This is a genomic window from Bacillus sp. 3G2 (assembly GCF_044324725.1).
GTDB classification, from domain to species: Bacteria; Bacillota; Bacilli; order Bacillales; family Bacillaceae_G; genus Bacillus_A; species Bacillus_A mobilis.
The window spans coordinates 390,473-407,803 of record NZ_CP172246.1 but is presented as its reverse complement, the minus strand read 5'-3'; the positions used below and the strand labels follow the sequence as shown (position 1 = coordinate 407,803).

The window sequence follows — 17,331 nt, the reverse complement described above, 5'->3', positions numbered from 1 at the left end:
TCTATAATGACAAGCGATACATTTCCACAATTCCCATTATCTTATTGGATTAAATCTACTCAAATCCCTGCTTTTCCCCCTTTATCCGAAAATATAAAGACGAAAGTCGCTGTTATCGGTGCTGGTATTACAGGTATTACTACTGCCTATTTACTTGCGAAAGAAGGCATCGATGTTGTTTTAATTGATTCTGGTCTTATTTTAAACGGAACAACTGGGCATACAACAGCAAAGGTGACAGCTCAACATGATCTTATTTATGATGAATTAATCAATCATTTCGGTTTGGAAAAAGCAAGGCTTTACTATGAATCAAATAATCATGCTCTACAATTCATAAATGAAACGGTGCAAACATATAAAATCGACTGTCATTTCTCAAATGAAGATTCATATTTATATACAACTACTGATAATGGATTAAGAAATTTATCAAAAGAATATGAAGCCTATCAAAAATTAAATATACCTTGTGACTATGTTCAATCCCTATCGATTCCGATTCCCGTACAATCTGCACTTGTCATGAAAAACCAAGCACAATTCCATCCCCTTCTTTATTTGAAAACACTTCTAGAAAAGTTTGTGGAGATGGGCGGCAAAGTTTATGAACAAACAACCGCTATTGATGTAGAAAAGGGGGATTATCCACAAGTCATTACAAAGGGCGGACATCGCATCACTTGTGAATATGTTGTCTCTTGTTCACATTTTCCTTTTTATGATGCGAATAGCTTTTTCTTTACACGAATGTATGCTGAACGATCTTATGCTCTTGCAATCAAAGCAAAAACGGATTATCCAGGTGGCATGTATTTAAGTATTGATGACCCAAAACGCTCTTTGCGCTATACAACAAACAATGGGGAAAAATTAATTTTAATTGGCGGAGAAAGTCATAAAACAGGACAAGGAATAAACACAATGCTTCATTACGAAGCACTGTATTCTTTTGCGGAAGCAACGTTTGGAGTAGATGAAGTTCCTTATAGATGGTCAGCACAAGACTTAATCACGCTAGATAAGCTCCCTTATATTGGACATATTAACGAGAGCAATCCAAATATATTTGTTGCAACTGGATATCGTAAATGGGGAATGACAACTGGAACTGCTGCCGCTCATTTACTGAAGGATTCCATTCTAAAAGTACACAGTCCATATAAAGAACTGTATGCACCATCACGCTTCCATGCAAATCCAGATATAAAAACGTTCCTCTCCCAGAACATTGATGTTGCGAAACATTTAATTGAAGGAAAGATCGAGACCGCATTACGTAAACCAGAAGATCTCGAGGTTGGTGAAGGATCTGTCGTACATGTTAATGGGAAACGAGCAGGTGCTTATAAGGACAAAGATGGAAAATTACATATTGTCGATACAACTTGTACACATCTTGGCTGCGAGGTTGAATGGAATAATGGTGATTGTACTTGGGACTGTCCTTGCCACGGTTCCCGCTTTTCAATTGAGGGTGATGTTATAGAAGGTCCAGCAGATCAACCGTTAAAACGAGTTGATAATGAGTAGACAATGCAATATGACTTAGCATGGAATTTTTACTTATTCTCATTCGCAGGTCTCATCGCAGCTATATCTGTTTTCTTTATTCCTACAAAATAAAAAAGAGCACAAACTCACTTGTGCTCTTTTTCATATCCTGCAAACAACATATCTCGAAACAATGTATTCAAACTCTCAATATCAATCCCTGATCCCTTTTCAATTCCTTTTACATATTGCTGATAGTAATGAATTTGTTCTTGTAAAAATTGATTCAAAATCTCAATTTTTAATCCAATATCTAATTCAGTACCTGCCTTTTTCTTTATTAATAACTGTTCAATTTCATCTAATACGCTACGTTCTAATGATAATTCTGTAATCAATCGATCGAATTCTACGGGAGGCAAAGTTGTTTTCTCCTCTAACCACTTACAAGCTAAAATAGGACGCAATACATAAAAGTACTTTTTCAATTTTACATTCTCGCCTTGTAAAAATTCACGATAATTTTTTGAAGCCATATGTAAGTAATGATATATCGTTGCTTTTGGGTCAAAATGCTTATCACTCATTTGCTGAAGTTGTTCTGGAAAATGAGTGTTTTTCGAATAAAAAATCGGTGATCGAATCCATTCAAGTAAAGCTGGGTTTGATTTTGCAAATAGTTGTAACGCCTTTTTAATATCCCATCCACTTATATCTAAATCATCACTAATTGGATACTCAATTACATCTCGTTTATCATGAATTGATAAATACCACTCTACCGGATGCATATAAACAAATCTAACATCATAATCGCTATCTTTCGATGGAAATCCCCAAGCACGACTTCCTGATTCCACTGCAAATAAGATTTTTACATCATTCTCTTTTTCAATTCTTGCTAACTCCGCTTTAATTTTCTCTCTCATTTCATACCCTCTCCATTTTTTGATTATTTCCTTGGAAATTCGACAAATATATTACTAAGTTTACTACATACTAAAATAGCTGTCAGAAAATTCCCGACAGCCTGCCAAAATCCCTTATTTTTTACTTGTTCTTTTCTGTTACACTAACCGCAATTCGTTCAAACTCTTTTTGAATCTCCTCTTTATATGCATCTACTTTTGAAAAATCCATAGCCGCAATATAAATTCGTTCTAATTTATCACGAACTGATTTCGCTTTCGCTAAGAAAGACATCGCCTCATTCATTTTCGCTTTATATTGAATTGACACGTCGCGAATTTCTGTCGCATACTTCTCATCTGTCCCTGGTTTCACGATTAGGGCATACATATCTATAATTTCATCACCTTCACGGCTTGGAAAATATTCATGTGGTGCGGTACTATCAAAAATTGCAAACCCTAACTCTCTTACGATAACCATATCAAGACTATTTGGATCAAATCCACAATGATATACTTCAACCGCAAAGCCTTTTTCTTCTGCTGCCTTAGCTAATTTTTTGAGCATAGTTGATTTCCCAGAGCCTGGGCGCCCTTTTATAAAATAACGATGTGGTAATCCTTCTGTTAAATTAGGAACAAAATCAACTGCTCCTTTTGGGGTAGCTGCTCCTAAAAAACGATGTTTCACAAGCGATTGTTTCCCTCCTTTATCCGTAAAAAGCTTCTCAATCAGCTGATCAGTTAGTTCATTTGCTTTATTAAAATCAATATTATTAATATATATTTTCTCCCACTCATCATGTATAATTAGCGCCTCGTGAAAACAAGCGTAAGCAGCTTGAAAAGCTTTGCTTGCCTCTGAAACAAATCGTTCAATTTCCACCTTCTGCTTTCTTAATTTATCTGAGTCCCAAGCAACCCCTAAATTGATATACTCCTCAACAACTCCTGGCATTTTCGGCTCAATAACATGCGGAGATGTTCCATCAACAATTCCTACTTTTAACTTCGGGATAATTACACCATCAACCGATTTATTATCGGAAGAACAATGTAAAAATTCAATATCATATCCTTTTTCAACCCATTCACGACCTATTGCCTTAATTAAAGAAGATTTCCCCGTTCCAGGGCCACCCTTTAAAATAAATAATCTGTCTAACCCTTTTAAATTCTCATCATATAAATTATGAAATCCTCTAGCTGTATTTCCACCAGCATAATAATTCAATACAGTCCCTGTCACTGCACTCACTCCTTCGCAGCATTCTATTTACATAAGCTACAATATGCGAGCAGCTTTATTTGGGTGAATACCTATTTTGTATTGCACGAAAAAAGGAAATGAATTACAATTTAAATACAATGAATATTCAGAACTAAAATTAAATATGTCTTTATCAAGAGAGGCAGAGGGACCGGCCCTTTGACGCCCAGCAACCTCAGTTTATACAAACTGAATAGGTGCTAATTCCTGCAAAATGCATTGCATTTTGAAAGATAAAACGTAACTATTGTGTGCAAAACTCATCTTTCTTGATTACGAAAGGTGAGTTTTTTTATTTCAAAACATATATTGGAGGTATATAAAGTGAAAGTAATTGACCTATCACAAACATTTGAAAACAATATGTCCCAATTCCCTGGAACACCAAAAATCAATTTAGGGGCCATTACAAGCGTTGAAGAGACAGGCTATCAAGTTACAGATTTTCATTCTGTCGTTCATGTTGGCACGCATTGTGATGCTCCTGCTCATTTCATTTCAGGCGCAACGACTATTGATCAATTACCCCTAGATCAATTTGTAGGCGAAGCGGTTCTTATTGATGTAACTCATGTACAAGAACGAAAACTACCTAAAGAAGTATTGCACAATGCTGACATAAAAGAAGGAGATATTGTTATTTTCCATTCCAATCTATCTACTAAGTGGAATACAGAGGCGTATGAGCAAGAAGCTTTTTATCTTTCTGAAGAATTAGCTGAGGAATTAGTTCAATTAAAAGTAAAATCGGTCGGCCTAGATTTCATTTCTCCTGATGAGGTAACGACAGAAACATCACCAATTCATCACATACTACTTGGGAATAATATTTATTTAATTGAAAACTTAACAAACTTAGATGCCATTCACACGAAACGTTTCTTTTTCTCAGCGGCACCTTTAAAAATTAAAGATAGCGATGGTGCTTTTGCAAGGGCATTCGCTGTAATTTTTTAAACAAACTATACAAAAAAAGCAAAGATCATCATTGACCTTTGCTTCTATTTTTTTTATTTAAACTAAGAAAGAATTGCTCAACACGAGGACGTAACCAAGCTAAATAATCTTTCTCTCTTTTCTTTGTACAAGCTATTTCTTCCCCATCTACCATTCCGACAAGCTCTAGCTCTAACAGTTGCCTCGTAAATGCTAACATATTTATTTCTTCTTCTGGATACTCTTCTTTTAATTTTTCCTCAATTTCTCCCAATAAAAAACCGTCACGCATCATTGCCAATGCATCAATCCAAAGTGGCGGCATTTCATATTTTTCTCCTGTAATTGTATCTTTTACAATATAATTCTTTTGCTCTTTTCTAAATTGAATCGTGTGTAAACATACAGTCGAATTTAATGTTAATTCCATCATACCACCTCTTTCATAATATCTGCATAGAAAAAAGGATGCGCGTGCACCCCTTCTTTTCCTAACACTACCGAACCGTTACATGAATAACAAATCTCATGTCGATATTTTCTTCCATTATAAACGAAGTATTTTATAAAAAAAACCCTTCTTGAAACATTTTATAAAATGTTTATATTTACACAACAAGAACACTTTTCTGAAAAATATTCTCTCCTATCACATTATACTGTCGGTAAAGAAATTTCCACTTTCGTTCCTAGTCCCACGCTACTTTGAATCGCGATACTTCCTTGATGTTCCTTAATAATTTTATATGTAATCATTAGCCCAAGTCCCGTACCATTCTCTTTTGTTGTATAAAAAGCCTTTCCAATCTTCTCTAGCTTCTCCTTCTCTATACCAAAGCCTTGGTCTTCAACAGACATGCACAACTGCCCTTCCGTTTTTTGATATGCACGGATATGAATATCTCCACCTTCTGGCATTGATTCTATTCCATTTTTAATAACATTTAATAACACTTGTTTTAATTGTTTATCATCACCATTTATAACAGGTAGATTCCCATCTACTTGCAAATGAAATCTCACTCTATATTGCGCTGCATAACTTTCCATTAGCTGTACAACATATAAAAGGATTTCCTGTATATTACACCATTCATAATTCGTTGGTTTCGGTTTTCCTAATAACATCAATTCACTAACAAACCCGTTAATTCTTTCAATTTCTTGTAACATAATATCGTAGCTCATCATATCTGCAGGGTTTCTTTCTTTTTGCATTTGTGTAAATCCTTTTAAAGCTGTTAATGGATTTCGAATTTCATGTGCGATTGTTGTAGACATAGTCCCAATTACAGCAAGATTTTCTGTCTCCTTTATATTGTTCATCATCTCAACAACTGTTCTTACATACGACTGAAATCGTTTTAACAAAGAATGCGAAATAATAAAAAAGAATACACATAAAACAAGCGGGATTACAACTTTTTCATCTTGTAATAGTAACGTGAAAAATACATACTTTCCAATTACGCTAAAAGAAACTAAATAAAAATATTTTCTATTCACAAATATCGGTGCAAATAAAATTAAAAATATTTCAACCATATTCCCATTTTCAAAAACACGATCACTGTTTAAATAAATCATTAGATTATTAATAAGATCAATAAACATATACCCAATTAAAAACAAATATTTTACGAAATATACATAACCCTTTTTTTGAAGGTATATCGAAATAGGAAATAAAGATATTACTAATATATACAAACCTATCCCCATTCCACCTTCAGGCCATCCTATCCTTGCCCCGTTAATGTCCATGGCTGGATACACAAAATAATAAATAACGTCATATAAAAAAAATATAATATAGAATAATAATACAAATACTTTTAAAGCTTCTCTTTCCTCATATATCAAGCTTTTAAATTTGTTCATATAAATACTCCTCATGATCCATACAAAAACTTTACAGATTATCTCATTAAATTATAAGTATGAAATTGCTTTCAGGGCAATATATAACCTTATCATACGAAAAGGAAGGAGATCTCTCCTTCCTTTTCGCTATAACTTATATCCATCTTACCCGATCATGTAGCAGGCCATCCGTAAAATTATTATGTCCTATTACAAAATTATTCATATATAAATTTAAATATTCACCGTACTTACTTTCTGTATTTAATAATAATTCCTCGACATAGTAAGCACCTTGTCCAAAGCGATCTAATAATAAGCTGCACAGGCCTGCATAAATCCCGCACCCTACTTGAAAGTAAGTGGCATTCGTTTTATATTTATGAAAAACTTGGCTACTATTCATTACATTGTACATATACGTCTCGCTATTTTCATAAACGAGTAGCACACCAACCAGGTCCTCCCCTGCAATCTCTTCTTCCGCTGGATTAAATACTTTACGATTCCAATTCCATAAATCTTCTACTTGGTCTAAGTTCTGTCTAATTACATTGGTCGTATACTCATTAATTCGGTACAGAAAGCCTACTTCCATATTGAAGTTTTTCCCTAAAATTAAAACTTCCTCATGTGGCATTAAACAACCATGGAACTCTTTCTCTCCTAACTTTACTTTATACTCTGAAGCATATACATCTTCATAAAAGTAAAGGGGACGATGATGACTCATATACATCGGATAACTCCATATCGCTTCATCTAGAAATCGCTCTACTGCCCATGAAGCATAAAGTGTATGAGGCTTTATCAGTGCTTCATCATTCAAAAATGAAGTATCATGTTCTACTATATAGCATGCTTTTGGTTTTTCATTTGGACGTTCCTTCATAAGTTCGACAACCATCCATTGCACAACACCTGGATTCATACCTGAGCCTATAATTGCTTTTGTATTTGTAAATTTCTCTTTCTCCTTCTCAAACCTCGTATATCTTTCCGTAAGCTGAAAACCGATTAAACTGTCGTCCTGATCTACTGCTTCATTTTCCAAAGCTGAATTAATATAACAAATTCCAAGTTCATTACAACAGCTTAATACTCTAATCGTATCTGCGCCTGAAACATCAATAACAACACCCGTACTTTTTTCTTTCAAATGTTGTTTGAATTTCACTACATCTTGAAGGTCAATTTCATATAAAAACAATTGATCTTTCAAATTCGGAAACAACTCATCATAATAAGTCCTATCTTTTTGTTTTATATCAACCAAATGAAATTGAACATTCCTTATCGCTTCATAAATCGGATCTTTTTCATTTACTATCGCTTGATTTAAAATGGCTAAAACTGCTTTTGCTGCTCCACCAGCACTACCAAGTAATGTAATCGATGACGAATTTGAAAACTGTTCCACCAACAAAACCCCTTTAATATAGTAGTTGAACAGTTCTCCCTCCAAAAAATAAATTGAATATACTAAAAGATGGCTCGTACATATTCTTTATAATTTTGCACAAGATTAGCTCTCCATAGATCAGGCTAATACATTTATATTCAATTCATTTTTCCCCTCACATCCAAATCAAACTAAATAAATAGGCTCGACCTTTTCTTTTTTATCTAAAAGAAAAAGCCAGCCCTTTCAACTCGTCTACGGACAATGGACAGATTTTACATGTTGAATATTTACATACATTTTTGCATCACGTGCTTTTAATATTTCAATGTGCCCTTCATCAATCTTCGCCATCTTTCCAATCTTATTAGATTCCTCACCTAAATCGAACACCATGATTTTTCCAGCCATTTTAATAAGCTGTTCTTCAAATGTTCTAGCTAACGTAATATTTAATGGATTTACGGGGAGTTCATTTTTATTGAGGGCATAAGGGACTTGATTTTCTTTATACGGAATTAACCATTTCAAATGCTTTAAAGATATATATACTGTTTTATAAACTGGACTATAAAAAACGATATAATCGTTCATTACACTTGTAACATAACCATGTATTGGGGCATTTCCTGCTACATAAACTTCTGTAAAAATTCCTTTAGACGTACTTAATACTTTTCTTAAAGAAATGGAAGGTGATTCCCTCTTAATTACAGAATCAACATCTGGTTTTGATACTTCTTCATCATGTGGTCTTAAAAATTTATAATATTGTACATGGTATAAAGATATATATACGTAGTCTTGTCCATTGTAAATAACAACGATATCATTTCCTACATCAATTAATACGCCTTTAAATCTCTTTTCACCGATTAATTTAACATATATATTTTCTCCAATACTTTTATTTAACTCATTCATCTATATCCTCCTTCCTATGGATTTCACCTTTCCTATCGTCCATTTCAAAAAAATAATCAGGGCAATGTTCCGTTTTAATAGTAAGTAATTCCTTTTCATACTATTGAAATAAGAAATTGTTCTTCTCTTTCCCTCATAATGCCCCTCTTATTTATTAAACATTATTCATCTTCATTCTTTTTACATTTCACTACTTGACTCACACTCTTTATATGATAATTAATGATATAAATGACTTCATCACAGTTTACTAGCGTAATACATTCTTCATGCACTTCACTTAATAAACCTTCCACACACTCTGGGCCGCCACGATTAATCTTTACCCACTTATACTTCAAGTCACGTAATACATCGACAAAAGTATCATCTTCAGAGCAGAAACATGAAACATAGCAATCGCCACATTTACTTTCTTTCACTTTCTTAACTAGACTCTTCACGTGTTTCAATTGGTAATATACTAATTCACCAAGAGGAAGTTGTAATGTAAGATAATCTCTTCCTAACGATACAAGTACCCCCACTCGACTCTCTGGTCCACGAAGATTCACTTTTACAGTCTCACCAACTAAGCACTTAATTTGCTCACAGCATAATACACTCTCCAAATTTATATCCTCCTTTCTTATTATCTTCCTCTACTTGATTGTCTTTGTGCGCGATCTCGACCTGAACAAGTGCTTTCACTATTGCTTTCTTTGCTTTCTTCGCTCTCTCCGCACTCTACTGTGACACTCTTAATATGAGATACTGCAACTAATATAACTTCTTCTTTTACAATTAATGTCACGAATTCACAAGAAACATCTTGTAAAATACCTTCAACTTTCTCCGGACCCCCACGATTAATTTTCACCCAGCGATATTTGAAGCTTTGAAGTAGCTTTTCAAAGTCATCTTCACATTCACATTCAAACCATCCGCAATCATCTGCTTTACAATCTTTCGCATTTTTTGTAACACTTTTCAGATGACGAATCTGATAGTAATAGAGCTCTCCTTTTTCATTCTTTAATACAAAATAATCCGAACATACTGCGACTATTGTCCCTTTTTGAGATTCTGGACCACCTCTGTTTACTCTCACAAAAGATCCAATTAAATCTTTCAGAAAATCACAATGAAATAAACTCACGAGAAAACCCCTTCCATTAATTTATAAGCTTTTGCACTGATAGTATATGTATCTGTACAGGTTACGTTCTCTATGTTTGTCCTAGCTAGAAAAAAATATGCTTTTAACATGGTAGACTATTACCTATCAAACTCTTACAAAATGCTTAAGGTCTGTTAAATTTGGCATCTTCACAAAAAAAATCCCGTATGAAGATACATTTCTGTATATCTTCATACGGGATTTCCCATCGTTTAATCTTCGTCTTTAACATCCATATCTTCTGGAATTGGTTCGTTCAATATTTCTTCCACTAAATGCTTATATTTCTCCATTTGTTCTAAATGTGTATTGAATTGTTCTTTATTTAATAAATATTGCTCTCCATCAAACAGTGCACGAATTTTCTTTTGCTGAATTAGCTCTTCAATATACGACTTTGGTAAATTCAAATACTCCGCAGCTTCTTCTACTGTTATATACAACGCATTCATTCCTTTATTGTTTTTTCCTATATACTGTATCTTACTTTATTTTTGTAAACAAATAAAAAAGATTTTGTAAATGCAATTTAAAAAGAAGGTGGATGCATTCCATATATTGTATAATAATATAGTAAGGATTTTTTAAATATAGAATGGTACTACCCATTTACACAAAGGAGAGTTAACATATGGCTACTCGTCACATCATTACAATGTTAGAAAAAACATTACAGGTTGAAACAGAAAACACAATTTCTCATTTAACTACATCTTTATCTGATCGTATTCTTTCTCAAAGCTCAGCAATACATGAAAACAATCGTTACCATACAATTGGGGAATGGTACAAAAATCATTTTTTATTCCAACAAGATGATTTCCTTTGGGCTAAATACGCTTTCTATGACGCATATTGTGAAGCTATAAAGGGACAAGGACATCTTACAAAACGCGTCCGCCAAATATTAGAATCATTAGCTCGAATGCATGGAAAACAGTACATTGCTTCTATATTAAATATGCCATTTCCTAACGAACGAGCTAAAGGCACAGCATAATGTAATACTGTTCTGCCTCAGCAAAACATAGATTCATTGTTTTCTAGGAAGATTTACAAATAAAACGTTCATATCACATGAACTGATGAAACCGGTGTCATTATAATGATTGAAAATATAGTAAACAGGAAAACCCCCATTTGCCTCTCTTATCATTCGAATAGAGAAGTAAATGGGGGTATACTTGTTTTTTATTATTTCATCATCTGCTTGATCAATTCACGATTTCTCTTCTTAAATACTTCATTATGCGAAGAAACCATTCCATACTCGCTTGCATCTGGTTGAATAAATTGTTTCGCTTTATTTACAGCATTTCCAGCATCTTGGAACGCTCCCGCAATTAAGTGTAATTTCCCTTCATGCTTTAAAATATCTCCCGCAGCATATAATCCATCTACTGAAGACTCGCTATTTGCATTCCCTGCAATATAATAATTATCTATAATTGCAACGTCTAACTCACTATTTTCTAATAACGTAATGTCACGCTCATATCCATGGTTAATAATCACTTCATCAATAGGTATATGGGCAACTTCACCTGTCTCGTGATTTGTTAATTCTACATATTCAATCGCTTCATGATTATCACCAGCAATTAATTTTGTAATAGAGGTATTAAAGAAACACTCCGCTGAGCTGTTCATAAGTTGCTTCACTTGTGCTTCATGACCAGATAATTCTTCTTTTCTATATGTTAAATAAACTTTTTTCGCAATTGGTTCTAACTCATTTGCCCAATCAATTGCAGAGTTACCTCCGCCTGAAATAATGACCGTTTTATCTTTGAAACGTTTTAACGATTTAACTGTATAATTTAAGTTTGATACTTCAAATCGCTCCGCACCTTCAATTGATAACTTTTGTGGATTCAATATACCGCTTCCAGTTGCAACGATCACTGTTTTTGAAAAATGTTCTTCTCCATTGCTTGCCTTTAACGTAAAAGTGCCATCTTCGTTACGAATAATCGATTCTATTTTTGTATTTACTACCACTTCAGGCTGAAATGTTAACCCTTGTTGTACAAGTTGCTCAATTAATTTTTCACCAGTAACCGGTAATAATCCGCCAATATCCCAAATCATCTTCTCCGGATAAACATGTATTTTTCCACCTAACTGTGGTTGAAATTCTATTATTTTCGTTTTCATCTCTCTGAGTCCACTATAAAAAGCTGAATAAAGCCCTGCAGGTCCCCCGCCTATCACGGTTACATCAAACAATTCTTCTCTATTCATTCACCTTCACTCCTCAGCTACTAATCATTGATTATCATTCTCAATAAAATATAACCTGTTTCCGCAAAATTTACAATCAAAATTGCTATTGACAATACACCTAGATAAAATTATATTATTTAAAGAATCAATAGTGATAATCATTATCATTTTGTTAATAATTAGCAAATTTGAGATTACATCTTCTTTCACTAATATGGTTAATACTATATTGTAAAATCTCATATTCAAGATTTTTAATAAGCATTTTGCATTACCACTACTCTTTCAAACAGATTGCAGTTAAACAAATTATTGTATACACATATCATCTATGTTAAAGGAGAAAGACGATGAAAAAGTTATTTATTTCACTAACAGTTCTTTTCGTTCTTGTTATGAGCGCTTGTAGCAATGGCTCTACAGACAAAAAGAACGATGCAAAAGGTAGTAAATCAGAAACAATTACATACCAATCTGAAAATGGTAAAGTAGAAGTTCCTGCAAATCCAAAACGCGTTGTTGTTTTATCATCATTCGCTGGTAACGTAATGTCATTAGGAGTAAATCTTGTTGGGGTAGATTCATGGTCTAAACAAAACCCACGTTTTGATAGTAAACTGAAAGATGTTGCTGAAGTATCAGATGAAAACGTTGAAAAAATCGCTGAACTAAATCCAGATTTAATCATTGGTTTATCAAATATTAAAAATGTCGATAAGTTAAAAAAAATCGCTCCTACTGTAACATACACTTACGGAAAAGTTGATTACTTAACACAGCATTTAGAAATCGGTAAGTTATTAAACAAAGAAAAAGAAGCAAAAACTTGGGTTGATGACTTCAAGAAACGTGCACAAGACGCTGGTAAAGAAATTAAAGCAAAAATCGGTGAAGATGCAACAGTTTCTGTTGTAGAAAACTTCAACAAACAGCTTTATGTATACGGCGAAAACTGGGGCCGTGGAACAGAAATTCTGTACCAAGAAATGAAATTAAAAATGCCTGAAAAAGTAAAAGAAAAAGCATTAAAAGAAGGTTACTACGCATTATCTACTGAGGTATTACCTGAGTTTGCTGGTGATTACTTAATCGTAAGTAAAAACAAAGATACTGATAACTCATTCCAAGAGACAGAATCATATAAAAACATCCCGGCAGTAAAAAATAATCGTGTATACGAAGCAAACATGATGGAATTCTATTTCAATGATCCACTTACATTAGATTTCCAACTAGACTTCTTCAAGAAGAGCTTTCTTGGTAAATAATACAAACATGAGGAATTCTTAAATTAAGAATTCCTCTTCCTTTATTCTATGAACAGAAAAGATGTGAAACGAATGACAAAAGATCACGACAATCCACGTTCTATAGCTTTTACATACAAACTAATTTTGAGCATAATTGCATTCTTTCTTATTTTTATGGTGGCAATGGTATTAGGGGCTGCCGATACTTCAATAAAAGATGTATGGTTAGCACTCACTTCATCTGCTAAAGGGGACAAAATATCTATTATTCGAGAAATTCGTTTACCACGTGAAGTAGCTGCTATTTTTGTAGGAGCTGGACTTGCTGTTTCTGGAGCAATTATGCAAGGATTAACACGAAATCCGCTTGCAGATCCTGGACTATTAGGATTATCTGGTGGAGCAAATGCTGCACTTGCACTGACACTTGCTTTCAATCCTTCCATCAGCTACCTTTACTTAACATTTGCTTGCTTTATCGGTGCTGCAATTGGCGCAATTATGGTATTTGGAATTGGTATGGTGAAAAAAGGCGGGCTGTCCCCTCTTCGAATTGTATTAGCTGGTGCTGCCGTTTCAGCATTTTTGCTTGCAATTTCAGAAGGTGTCGGCATTTATTTTAAAATTTCACAAGAGGTATCACTTTGGACTGCTGGGGGCGTAATTGGAACAACTTGGGGCCAATTAAAAATTATTATTCCAGTCATTTCAATTAGTATCTTTATCGCTATCTTACTAGCAAAAAAATTGACAGTTCTTAGTTTCAGTGAAGAAGTTGCTATTGGACTAGGTCAAAAAATTATTGTTATTAAAACCATTCTATTTATCATTATTATATTACTTGCTGGTGCGTCTGTAGCTCTTGTCGGAAATATGGCATTTATCGGTTTAATGGTGCCTCATATGATACGTCCAATTGTTGGGCCGGACTACCGTTTTGTTATACCGATGTCAGCAATTGCTGGAGCTTCCTTTATGCTACTTGCAGATACAGTCGGACGTACTATTAACGCTCCGTACGAAACACCAGTTGCCGCTATTGTCGCAATTGTAGGGCTGCCATTCTTCCTATTCGTTGTACGTAAAGGAGGAAAAACATTCTCATGATGCAATCTATTCTAAGAAAACAACGTCTTATTATACTCGCTTTACTTATACTAACCATCACAACCATTGTAGTTGGAATGGGACTTGGTTCAGCATCTTTATCTTATGATCGACTACTCCCAACATTAATGGGACAAGGTACTTTTAAAGAGGAGTTTGTTTTATACTCTTTACGACTACCTAGAATTGTTATTACATTATTAGCTGGTATGGCTCTCGCTTTATCAGGTGCTATCCTACAAGGAATTACCCGAAATGATTTAGCGGAACCTGGTATTCTCGGTATCAACTCTGGAGCCGGTGTTGCTGTTGCTATTTTCTTTTTATACTTTCCAATAGACGTAGGTTCATTTCTTTACTTACTACCTGTTGTTGGATTTATCGGTGCGTTTCTGACAGCTGTTCTAATTTATGTATTTTCATATAGTAAATCAACTGGACTTCAGCCAATACGATTAACATTAACTGGTATTGGTTTTTCATTTGCACTATCTGGAATGATGATTGTCCTTATTTCATCCGCTGATCGTATGAAAGTGGACTTTATCGCCAAGTGGATCGCGGGAAACATTTGGGGAGATGACTGGGTCTTCGTTTTCGCAATGCTCCCGTGGTTAATCATATTAATTCCATTCGTTTTCTATAAAGCAAACCGATTAAACATTCTAGCATTAAACGAGCCAGTCGCAATCGGTGTTGGAATTGAAATTGAAAAAGAACGCAGATACTTATTAGTCGCAGCCGTTGCGCTTGCAGCTGCAGCTGTTTCCGTAACAGGAGGAATTAGTTTTGTCGGACTAATGGCTCCTCATATTGCAAAATCTTTAGTAGGTCCAAGACATCAAATTTTCATGCCTATCGCCCTTTTAATCGGCGGATGGCTATTGCTATTAGCAGACACAATCGGACGTAATATCGTCGATCCTAACGGTATTCCAGCTGGTATTGTCGTTGCTTTAATTGGTGCTCCTTATTTTATGTATTTGTTGCTTAAAAAGGCGTAAGAAACACCCTCAAGATTTTTTCTTGAGGGTGTTTTTATTTCATTCTACTGCTGTCCATACCCTTCAAACTTCTTCGCCAAATTCGCCATTTCATCTTCTGGCAATAGCTTCGGCTCTCCGACGCTTTTCGTTTGATAATAAATTTGCGCACAAAACTCAATTTCTTCTGCAACAGTAAATGCCATTTTTATGTTATTTGCACCTGCAATTAAACCGTGGTTCTCAAGTAAAACGGCACGACGATCAATCATGCCTTCAAAAGCAGCATCTGCTAATTGCTTCGTACCAAATGTTTCATACGGTGCACAGCGTACATTCGGACCTGCGAAAGCAATTAAATACGATACTGCAGGAAGTTCCCATCCTAATGATGCAATCGTCTTCGCGTAAGGAGAATGTGTATGCACAAGCGCATTTATATCTTCACGCTTTCTATAATAAATAAGGTGCATATCGAGCTCACTTGATGGTTTTCTCTCTCCCTCTACCACTTCACCATCTAAGTTTAATATAACTACATCCTCAGGTTTTGTTTCATAATACTCTAAACCACTTGGGCTAATTGCAACAAGACCTTGCTCGCGATTGAAAATACTAATATTGCCGCCTGTCCCCTTTGTTAAACCACTAGAAATCATTTTCTTTCCATACGCTACAATTTCTTCTCTTTCTTTTTGTAATAACATATACATCCCCCTAAGTATGAAGCTTATGATGACTGCCTTTTTAACTCTATCTACTTATTGAAATAATTTTTTTAAGTTCTCCGTAAACGGTGCTTTTACAATCCCTTTTTCCGTAATAATCGCTGTTACATTTTCATGTGGTGTGACATCAAATGCTGGATTATATACTTTACTTTCTTTCGGAGCAGAATATTGCCCGAAGCGATTAATCACTTCAGCAGCATCTCTTTCCTCGATCGGAATTTCTTTTCCTGTCGGTGTTTTTAAGTCGATTGTCGGTGTTGGTGCTGCTACATAAAACGGAATATTGTAGTATTTCGCTAAAATAGATACGCCTAATGTCCCAATTTTATTTGCTACATCACCATTAGCTGCCACACGGTCGCATCCAACAATCACCGCATCAATCTTTCCTTGTGACATGACCATAGCTGCCATATTATCCGTAATAACAGTAACATCAATCCCCGCTCGCTGTAGTTCTAATGCTGTTAACGTTGAACCTTGTAATCTAGGACGTGTTTCATCTGAATAGATTTTCAAGTCCCATCCTTTTTCTTTCGCTAAGTACATTGGAGCTGTCGCAGTACCATACCTAGTCGTCGCTAATGCACCTGCATTACAATGTGTTAATACTCCCATTCCATCATGGAATAATGTTAGTGCATGTTCTCCAATTTGACGGTTAATTTCTTCATCTTCTCTATGAATCTCTTTTGCCTCTTCTAGTAATCTATCTTTCAACTGGGCAATTGATAAGTGTGCGTTCTCTGTCGCGACTGCCTCCATTCTTTCAAGTGCCCAAAATAAATTTACTGCTGTCGGTCTTGATGTTGCTAAGTATGCACATACCTTTTTGACTTCCTCTATAAATTCTTCCACCGTATTTTGAGTAACTTCCTTGGCTCCTAAATACACACCATAAGCTGCCGAAACACCAATCGCTGGCGCTCCTCGTACTTTCATTACTTGAATGGCATCCCACACACTTTCAGCTGTCTTGAAAGATTCATAGACAATCTCATTCGGTAGTAATGTTTGATCCAATAAAACTAAAGCATCATCTTTCCACTGAATTGGTATTAATTGTTCTTCCATC

Annotated in this window: 18 protein-coding genes, 1 pseudogene and 1 riboswitch; of the genes and pseudogenes, 7 read left to right on the top strand and 12 right to left on the bottom strand. The window is 34.8% G+C overall.

Features of this window, described 5'->3' with window-relative positions; all coding sequences use genetic code 11:
• The first annotated feature begins 6 nt into the window (after positions 1 to 6).
• Positions 7 to 1,533, top strand: a complete 1,527-nt coding sequence (locus ACHZK0_RS02125; protein ID WP_395761107.1) for an FAD-dependent oxidoreductase — start codon at positions 7 to 9, stop codon at positions 1,531 to 1,533.
• Positions 1,534 to 1,626, top strand: a pseudogene (locus tag ACHZK0_RS02120) (MFS transporter); the annotation flags it as partial.
• 14 nt (positions 1,627 to 1,640) lie between these two features.
• Here ACHZK0_RS02120 and ACHZK0_RS02115 read toward each other — a convergent pair.
• Both ACHZK0_RS02115 and ACHZK0_RS02110 read right to left on the bottom strand, forming a co-directional pair.
• Positions 1,641 to 2,423 carry a nucleotidyltransferase domain-containing protein gene (locus ACHZK0_RS02115; RefSeq protein ID WP_262742120.1) on the bottom strand — a complete coding sequence of 261 codons (783 nt, stop codon included), beginning with the start codon at positions 2,421 to 2,423 and terminating at the stop codon, positions 1,641 to 1,643.
• 121 nt (positions 2,424 to 2,544) lie between these two features.
• A complete protein-coding gene (locus ACHZK0_RS02110) occupies positions 2,545 to 3,654 on the bottom strand; it encodes a PRK06851 family protein (RefSeq protein ID WP_395761106.1) in 1,110 nt (369 codons plus the stop codon).
• Positions 3,655 to 3,802: 148 nt separating this feature from the next.
• A riboswitch (SAM riboswitch) is annotated at positions 3,803 to 3,915 on the top strand.
• Between the two features lie 84 nt (positions 3,916 to 3,999).
• Here ACHZK0_RS02110 and ACHZK0_RS02105 point away from each other — a divergent pair.
• On the top strand, positions 4,000 to 4,632 hold the full coding sequence (locus ACHZK0_RS02105; protein ID WP_000862971.1) for a cyclase family protein: 633 nt from the start codon (positions 4,000 to 4,002) through the stop codon (positions 4,630 to 4,632).
• 28 nt (positions 4,633 to 4,660) lie between these two features.
• Here the strand turns inward: ACHZK0_RS02105 and ACHZK0_RS02100 are convergent, their stop codons facing one another.
• The 7 genes from ACHZK0_RS02100 to ACHZK0_RS02070 form a co-directional block, all read right to left on the bottom strand.
• The gene (locus tag ACHZK0_RS02100) at positions 4,661 to 5,041 is read right to left on the bottom strand and encodes a hypothetical protein (RefSeq protein WP_262742122.1); all 381 of its coding nucleotides are present in this window, start codon (positions 5,039 to 5,041) and stop codon (positions 4,661 to 4,663) included.
• 224 nt (positions 5,042 to 5,265) lie between these two features.
• Complete coding sequence (locus tag ACHZK0_RS02095) at positions 5,266 to 6,492, bottom strand: ATP-binding protein (RefSeq protein ID WP_270606273.1); 1,227 nt, start codon at positions 6,490 to 6,492, stop codon at positions 5,266 to 5,268.
• A gap of 136 nt (positions 6,493 to 6,628) precedes the next feature.
• Positions 6,629 to 7,894 carry an S-adenosylmethionine decarboxylase related protein gene (locus ACHZK0_RS02090; RefSeq protein WP_262741298.1) on the bottom strand — a complete coding sequence of 422 codons (1,266 nt, stop codon included), beginning with the start codon at positions 7,892 to 7,894 and terminating at the stop codon, positions 6,629 to 6,631.
• 237 nt (positions 7,895 to 8,131) lie between these two features.
• Complete coding sequence (locus ACHZK0_RS02085) at positions 8,132 to 8,800, bottom strand: DUF2642 domain-containing protein (protein WP_073518109.1); 669 nt, start codon at positions 8,798 to 8,800, stop codon at positions 8,132 to 8,134.
• 161 nt (positions 8,801 to 8,961) lie between these two features.
• Positions 8,962 to 9,411: a spore coat protein gene (locus ACHZK0_RS02080; RefSeq protein ID WP_097819453.1), complete on the bottom strand. Its 450-nt coding sequence runs from the start codon at positions 9,409 to 9,411 to the stop codon at positions 8,962 to 8,964.
• Between the two features lie 20 nt (positions 9,412 to 9,431).
• Positions 9,432 to 9,938, bottom strand: coding sequence for a spore coat protein (locus ACHZK0_RS02075; protein ID WP_097819452.1), 507 nt, complete (start codon positions 9,936 to 9,938; stop codon positions 9,432 to 9,434).
• Positions 9,939 to 10,171: 233 nt separating this feature from the next.
• A complete protein-coding gene (locus tag ACHZK0_RS02070) occupies positions 10,172 to 10,411 on the bottom strand; it encodes a helix-turn-helix domain-containing protein (RefSeq protein ID WP_080467727.1) in 240 nt (79 codons plus the stop codon).
• Positions 10,412 to 10,590: 179 nt separating this feature from the next.
• Here ACHZK0_RS02070 and ACHZK0_RS02065 point away from each other — a divergent pair, with 179 nt between their 5' ends.
• Positions 10,591 to 10,959, top strand: a complete 369-nt coding sequence (locus ACHZK0_RS02065; RefSeq protein WP_395761105.1) for a hypothetical protein — start codon at positions 10,591 to 10,593, stop codon at positions 10,957 to 10,959.
• A gap of 194 nt (positions 10,960 to 11,153) precedes the next feature.
• Here ACHZK0_RS02065 and ACHZK0_RS02060 read toward each other — a convergent pair whose 3' ends face one another.
• The gene (locus ACHZK0_RS02060; RefSeq protein ID WP_262741297.1) at positions 11,154 to 12,203 is read right to left on the bottom strand and encodes an NAD(P)/FAD-dependent oxidoreductase; all 1,050 of its coding nucleotides are present in this window, start codon (positions 12,201 to 12,203) and stop codon (positions 11,154 to 11,156) included.
• Between the two features lie 332 nt (positions 12,204 to 12,535).
• Here ACHZK0_RS02060 and ACHZK0_RS02055 point away from each other — a divergent pair, with 332 nt between their 5' ends.
• Genes ACHZK0_RS02055 through ACHZK0_RS02045 form a run of 3 tightly spaced genes read left to right on the top strand, consistent with a single transcriptional unit; the run spans position 12,536 to position 15,546 of the window.
• A complete protein-coding gene (locus tag ACHZK0_RS02055; RefSeq protein WP_000732577.1) occupies positions 12,536 to 13,453 on the top strand; it encodes an iron-hydroxamate ABC transporter substrate-binding protein in 918 nt (305 codons plus the stop codon).
• 48 nt (positions 13,454 to 13,501) lie between these two features.
• Positions 13,502 to 14,542 carry a FecCD family ABC transporter permease gene (locus ACHZK0_RS02050; RefSeq protein ID WP_395761104.1) on the top strand — a complete coding sequence of 347 codons (1,041 nt, stop codon included), beginning with the start codon at positions 13,502 to 13,504 and terminating at the stop codon, positions 14,540 to 14,542.
• The gene (locus ACHZK0_RS02045) at positions 14,539 to 15,546 is read left to right on the top strand and encodes a FecCD family ABC transporter permease (RefSeq protein WP_262741295.1); all 1,008 of its coding nucleotides are present in this window, start codon (positions 14,539 to 14,541) and stop codon (positions 15,544 to 15,546) included. The genes ACHZK0_RS02050 and ACHZK0_RS02045 overlap by 4 nt, the downstream gene beginning before the upstream one ends.
• A 44-nt stretch (positions 15,547 to 15,590) precedes the next feature.
• Here the strand turns inward: ACHZK0_RS02045 and ACHZK0_RS02040 are convergent, their stop codons facing one another.
• Both ACHZK0_RS02040 and mtnA read right to left on the bottom strand, forming a co-directional pair.
• Positions 15,591 to 16,232 (bottom strand): L-fuculose-phosphate aldolase, encoded by a 642-nt coding sequence (locus ACHZK0_RS02040; protein ID WP_000926556.1) that lies wholly within the window; start codon positions 16,230 to 16,232, stop codon positions 15,591 to 15,593.
• A 54-nt stretch (positions 16,233 to 16,286) separates the two neighbouring features.
• Entirely contained in the window at positions 16,287 to 17,330 is a 1,044-nt protein-coding gene (mtnA, locus tag ACHZK0_RS02035) for an S-methyl-5-thioribose-1-phosphate isomerase (RefSeq protein WP_262741293.1), read from the bottom strand.
• Between the last annotated feature and the right edge of the window lies 1 nt (position 17,331).

Excerpts from the sequence above, each read along its gene's own strand:
- ACHZK0_RS02125 (WP_395761107.1), top strand. The coding sequence starts at position 7 with ATGACAAGCGATACATTTCCACAATTCCCATTATCTTATTGGATTAAA.
- ACHZK0_RS02115 (WP_262742120.1), bottom strand. The coding sequence starts at position 2,423 with ATGAGAGAGAAAATTAAAGCGGAGTTAGCAAGAATTGAAAAAGAGAAT.
- ACHZK0_RS02100 (WP_262742122.1), bottom strand. The coding sequence starts at position 5,041 with ATGGAATTAACATTAAATTCGACTGTATGTTTACACACGATTCAATTT.
- ACHZK0_RS02095 (WP_270606273.1), bottom strand. The coding sequence starts at position 6,492 with ATGAACAAATTTAAAAGCTTGATATATGAGGAAAGAGAAGCTTTAAAA.
- ACHZK0_RS02085 (WP_073518109.1), bottom strand. The coding sequence starts at position 8,800 with ATGAATGAGTTAAATAAAAGTATTGGAGAAAATATATATGTTAAATTA.
- ACHZK0_RS02070 (WP_080467727.1), bottom strand. The coding sequence starts at position 10,411 with ATGAATGCGTTGTATATAACAGTAGAAGAAGCTGCGGAGTATTTGAAT.
- ACHZK0_RS02065 (WP_395761105.1), top strand. The coding sequence starts at position 10,591 with ATGGCTACTCGTCACATCATTACAATGTTAGAAAAAACATTACAGGTT.
- ACHZK0_RS02060 (WP_262741297.1), bottom strand. The coding sequence starts at position 12,203 with ATGAATAGAGAAGAATTGTTTGATGTAACCGTGATAGGCGGGGGACCT.
- ACHZK0_RS02055 (WP_000732577.1), top strand. The coding sequence starts at position 12,536 with ATGAAAAAGTTATTTATTTCACTAACAGTTCTTTTCGTTCTTGTTATG.
- ACHZK0_RS02050 (WP_395761104.1), top strand. The coding sequence starts at position 13,502 with ATGAACAGAAAAGATGTGAAACGAATGACAAAAGATCACGACAATCCA.
- ACHZK0_RS02045 (WP_262741295.1), top strand. The coding sequence starts at position 14,539 with ATGATGCAATCTATTCTAAGAAAACAACGTCTTATTATACTCGCTTTA.
- ACHZK0_RS02040 (WP_000926556.1), bottom strand. The coding sequence starts at position 16,232 with ATGTTATTACAAAAAGAAAGAGAAGAAATTGTAGCGTATGGAAAGAAA.
- mtnA (WP_262741293.1), bottom strand. The coding sequence starts at position 17,330 with ATGGAAGAACAATTAATACCAATTCAGTGGAAAGATGATGCTTTAGTT.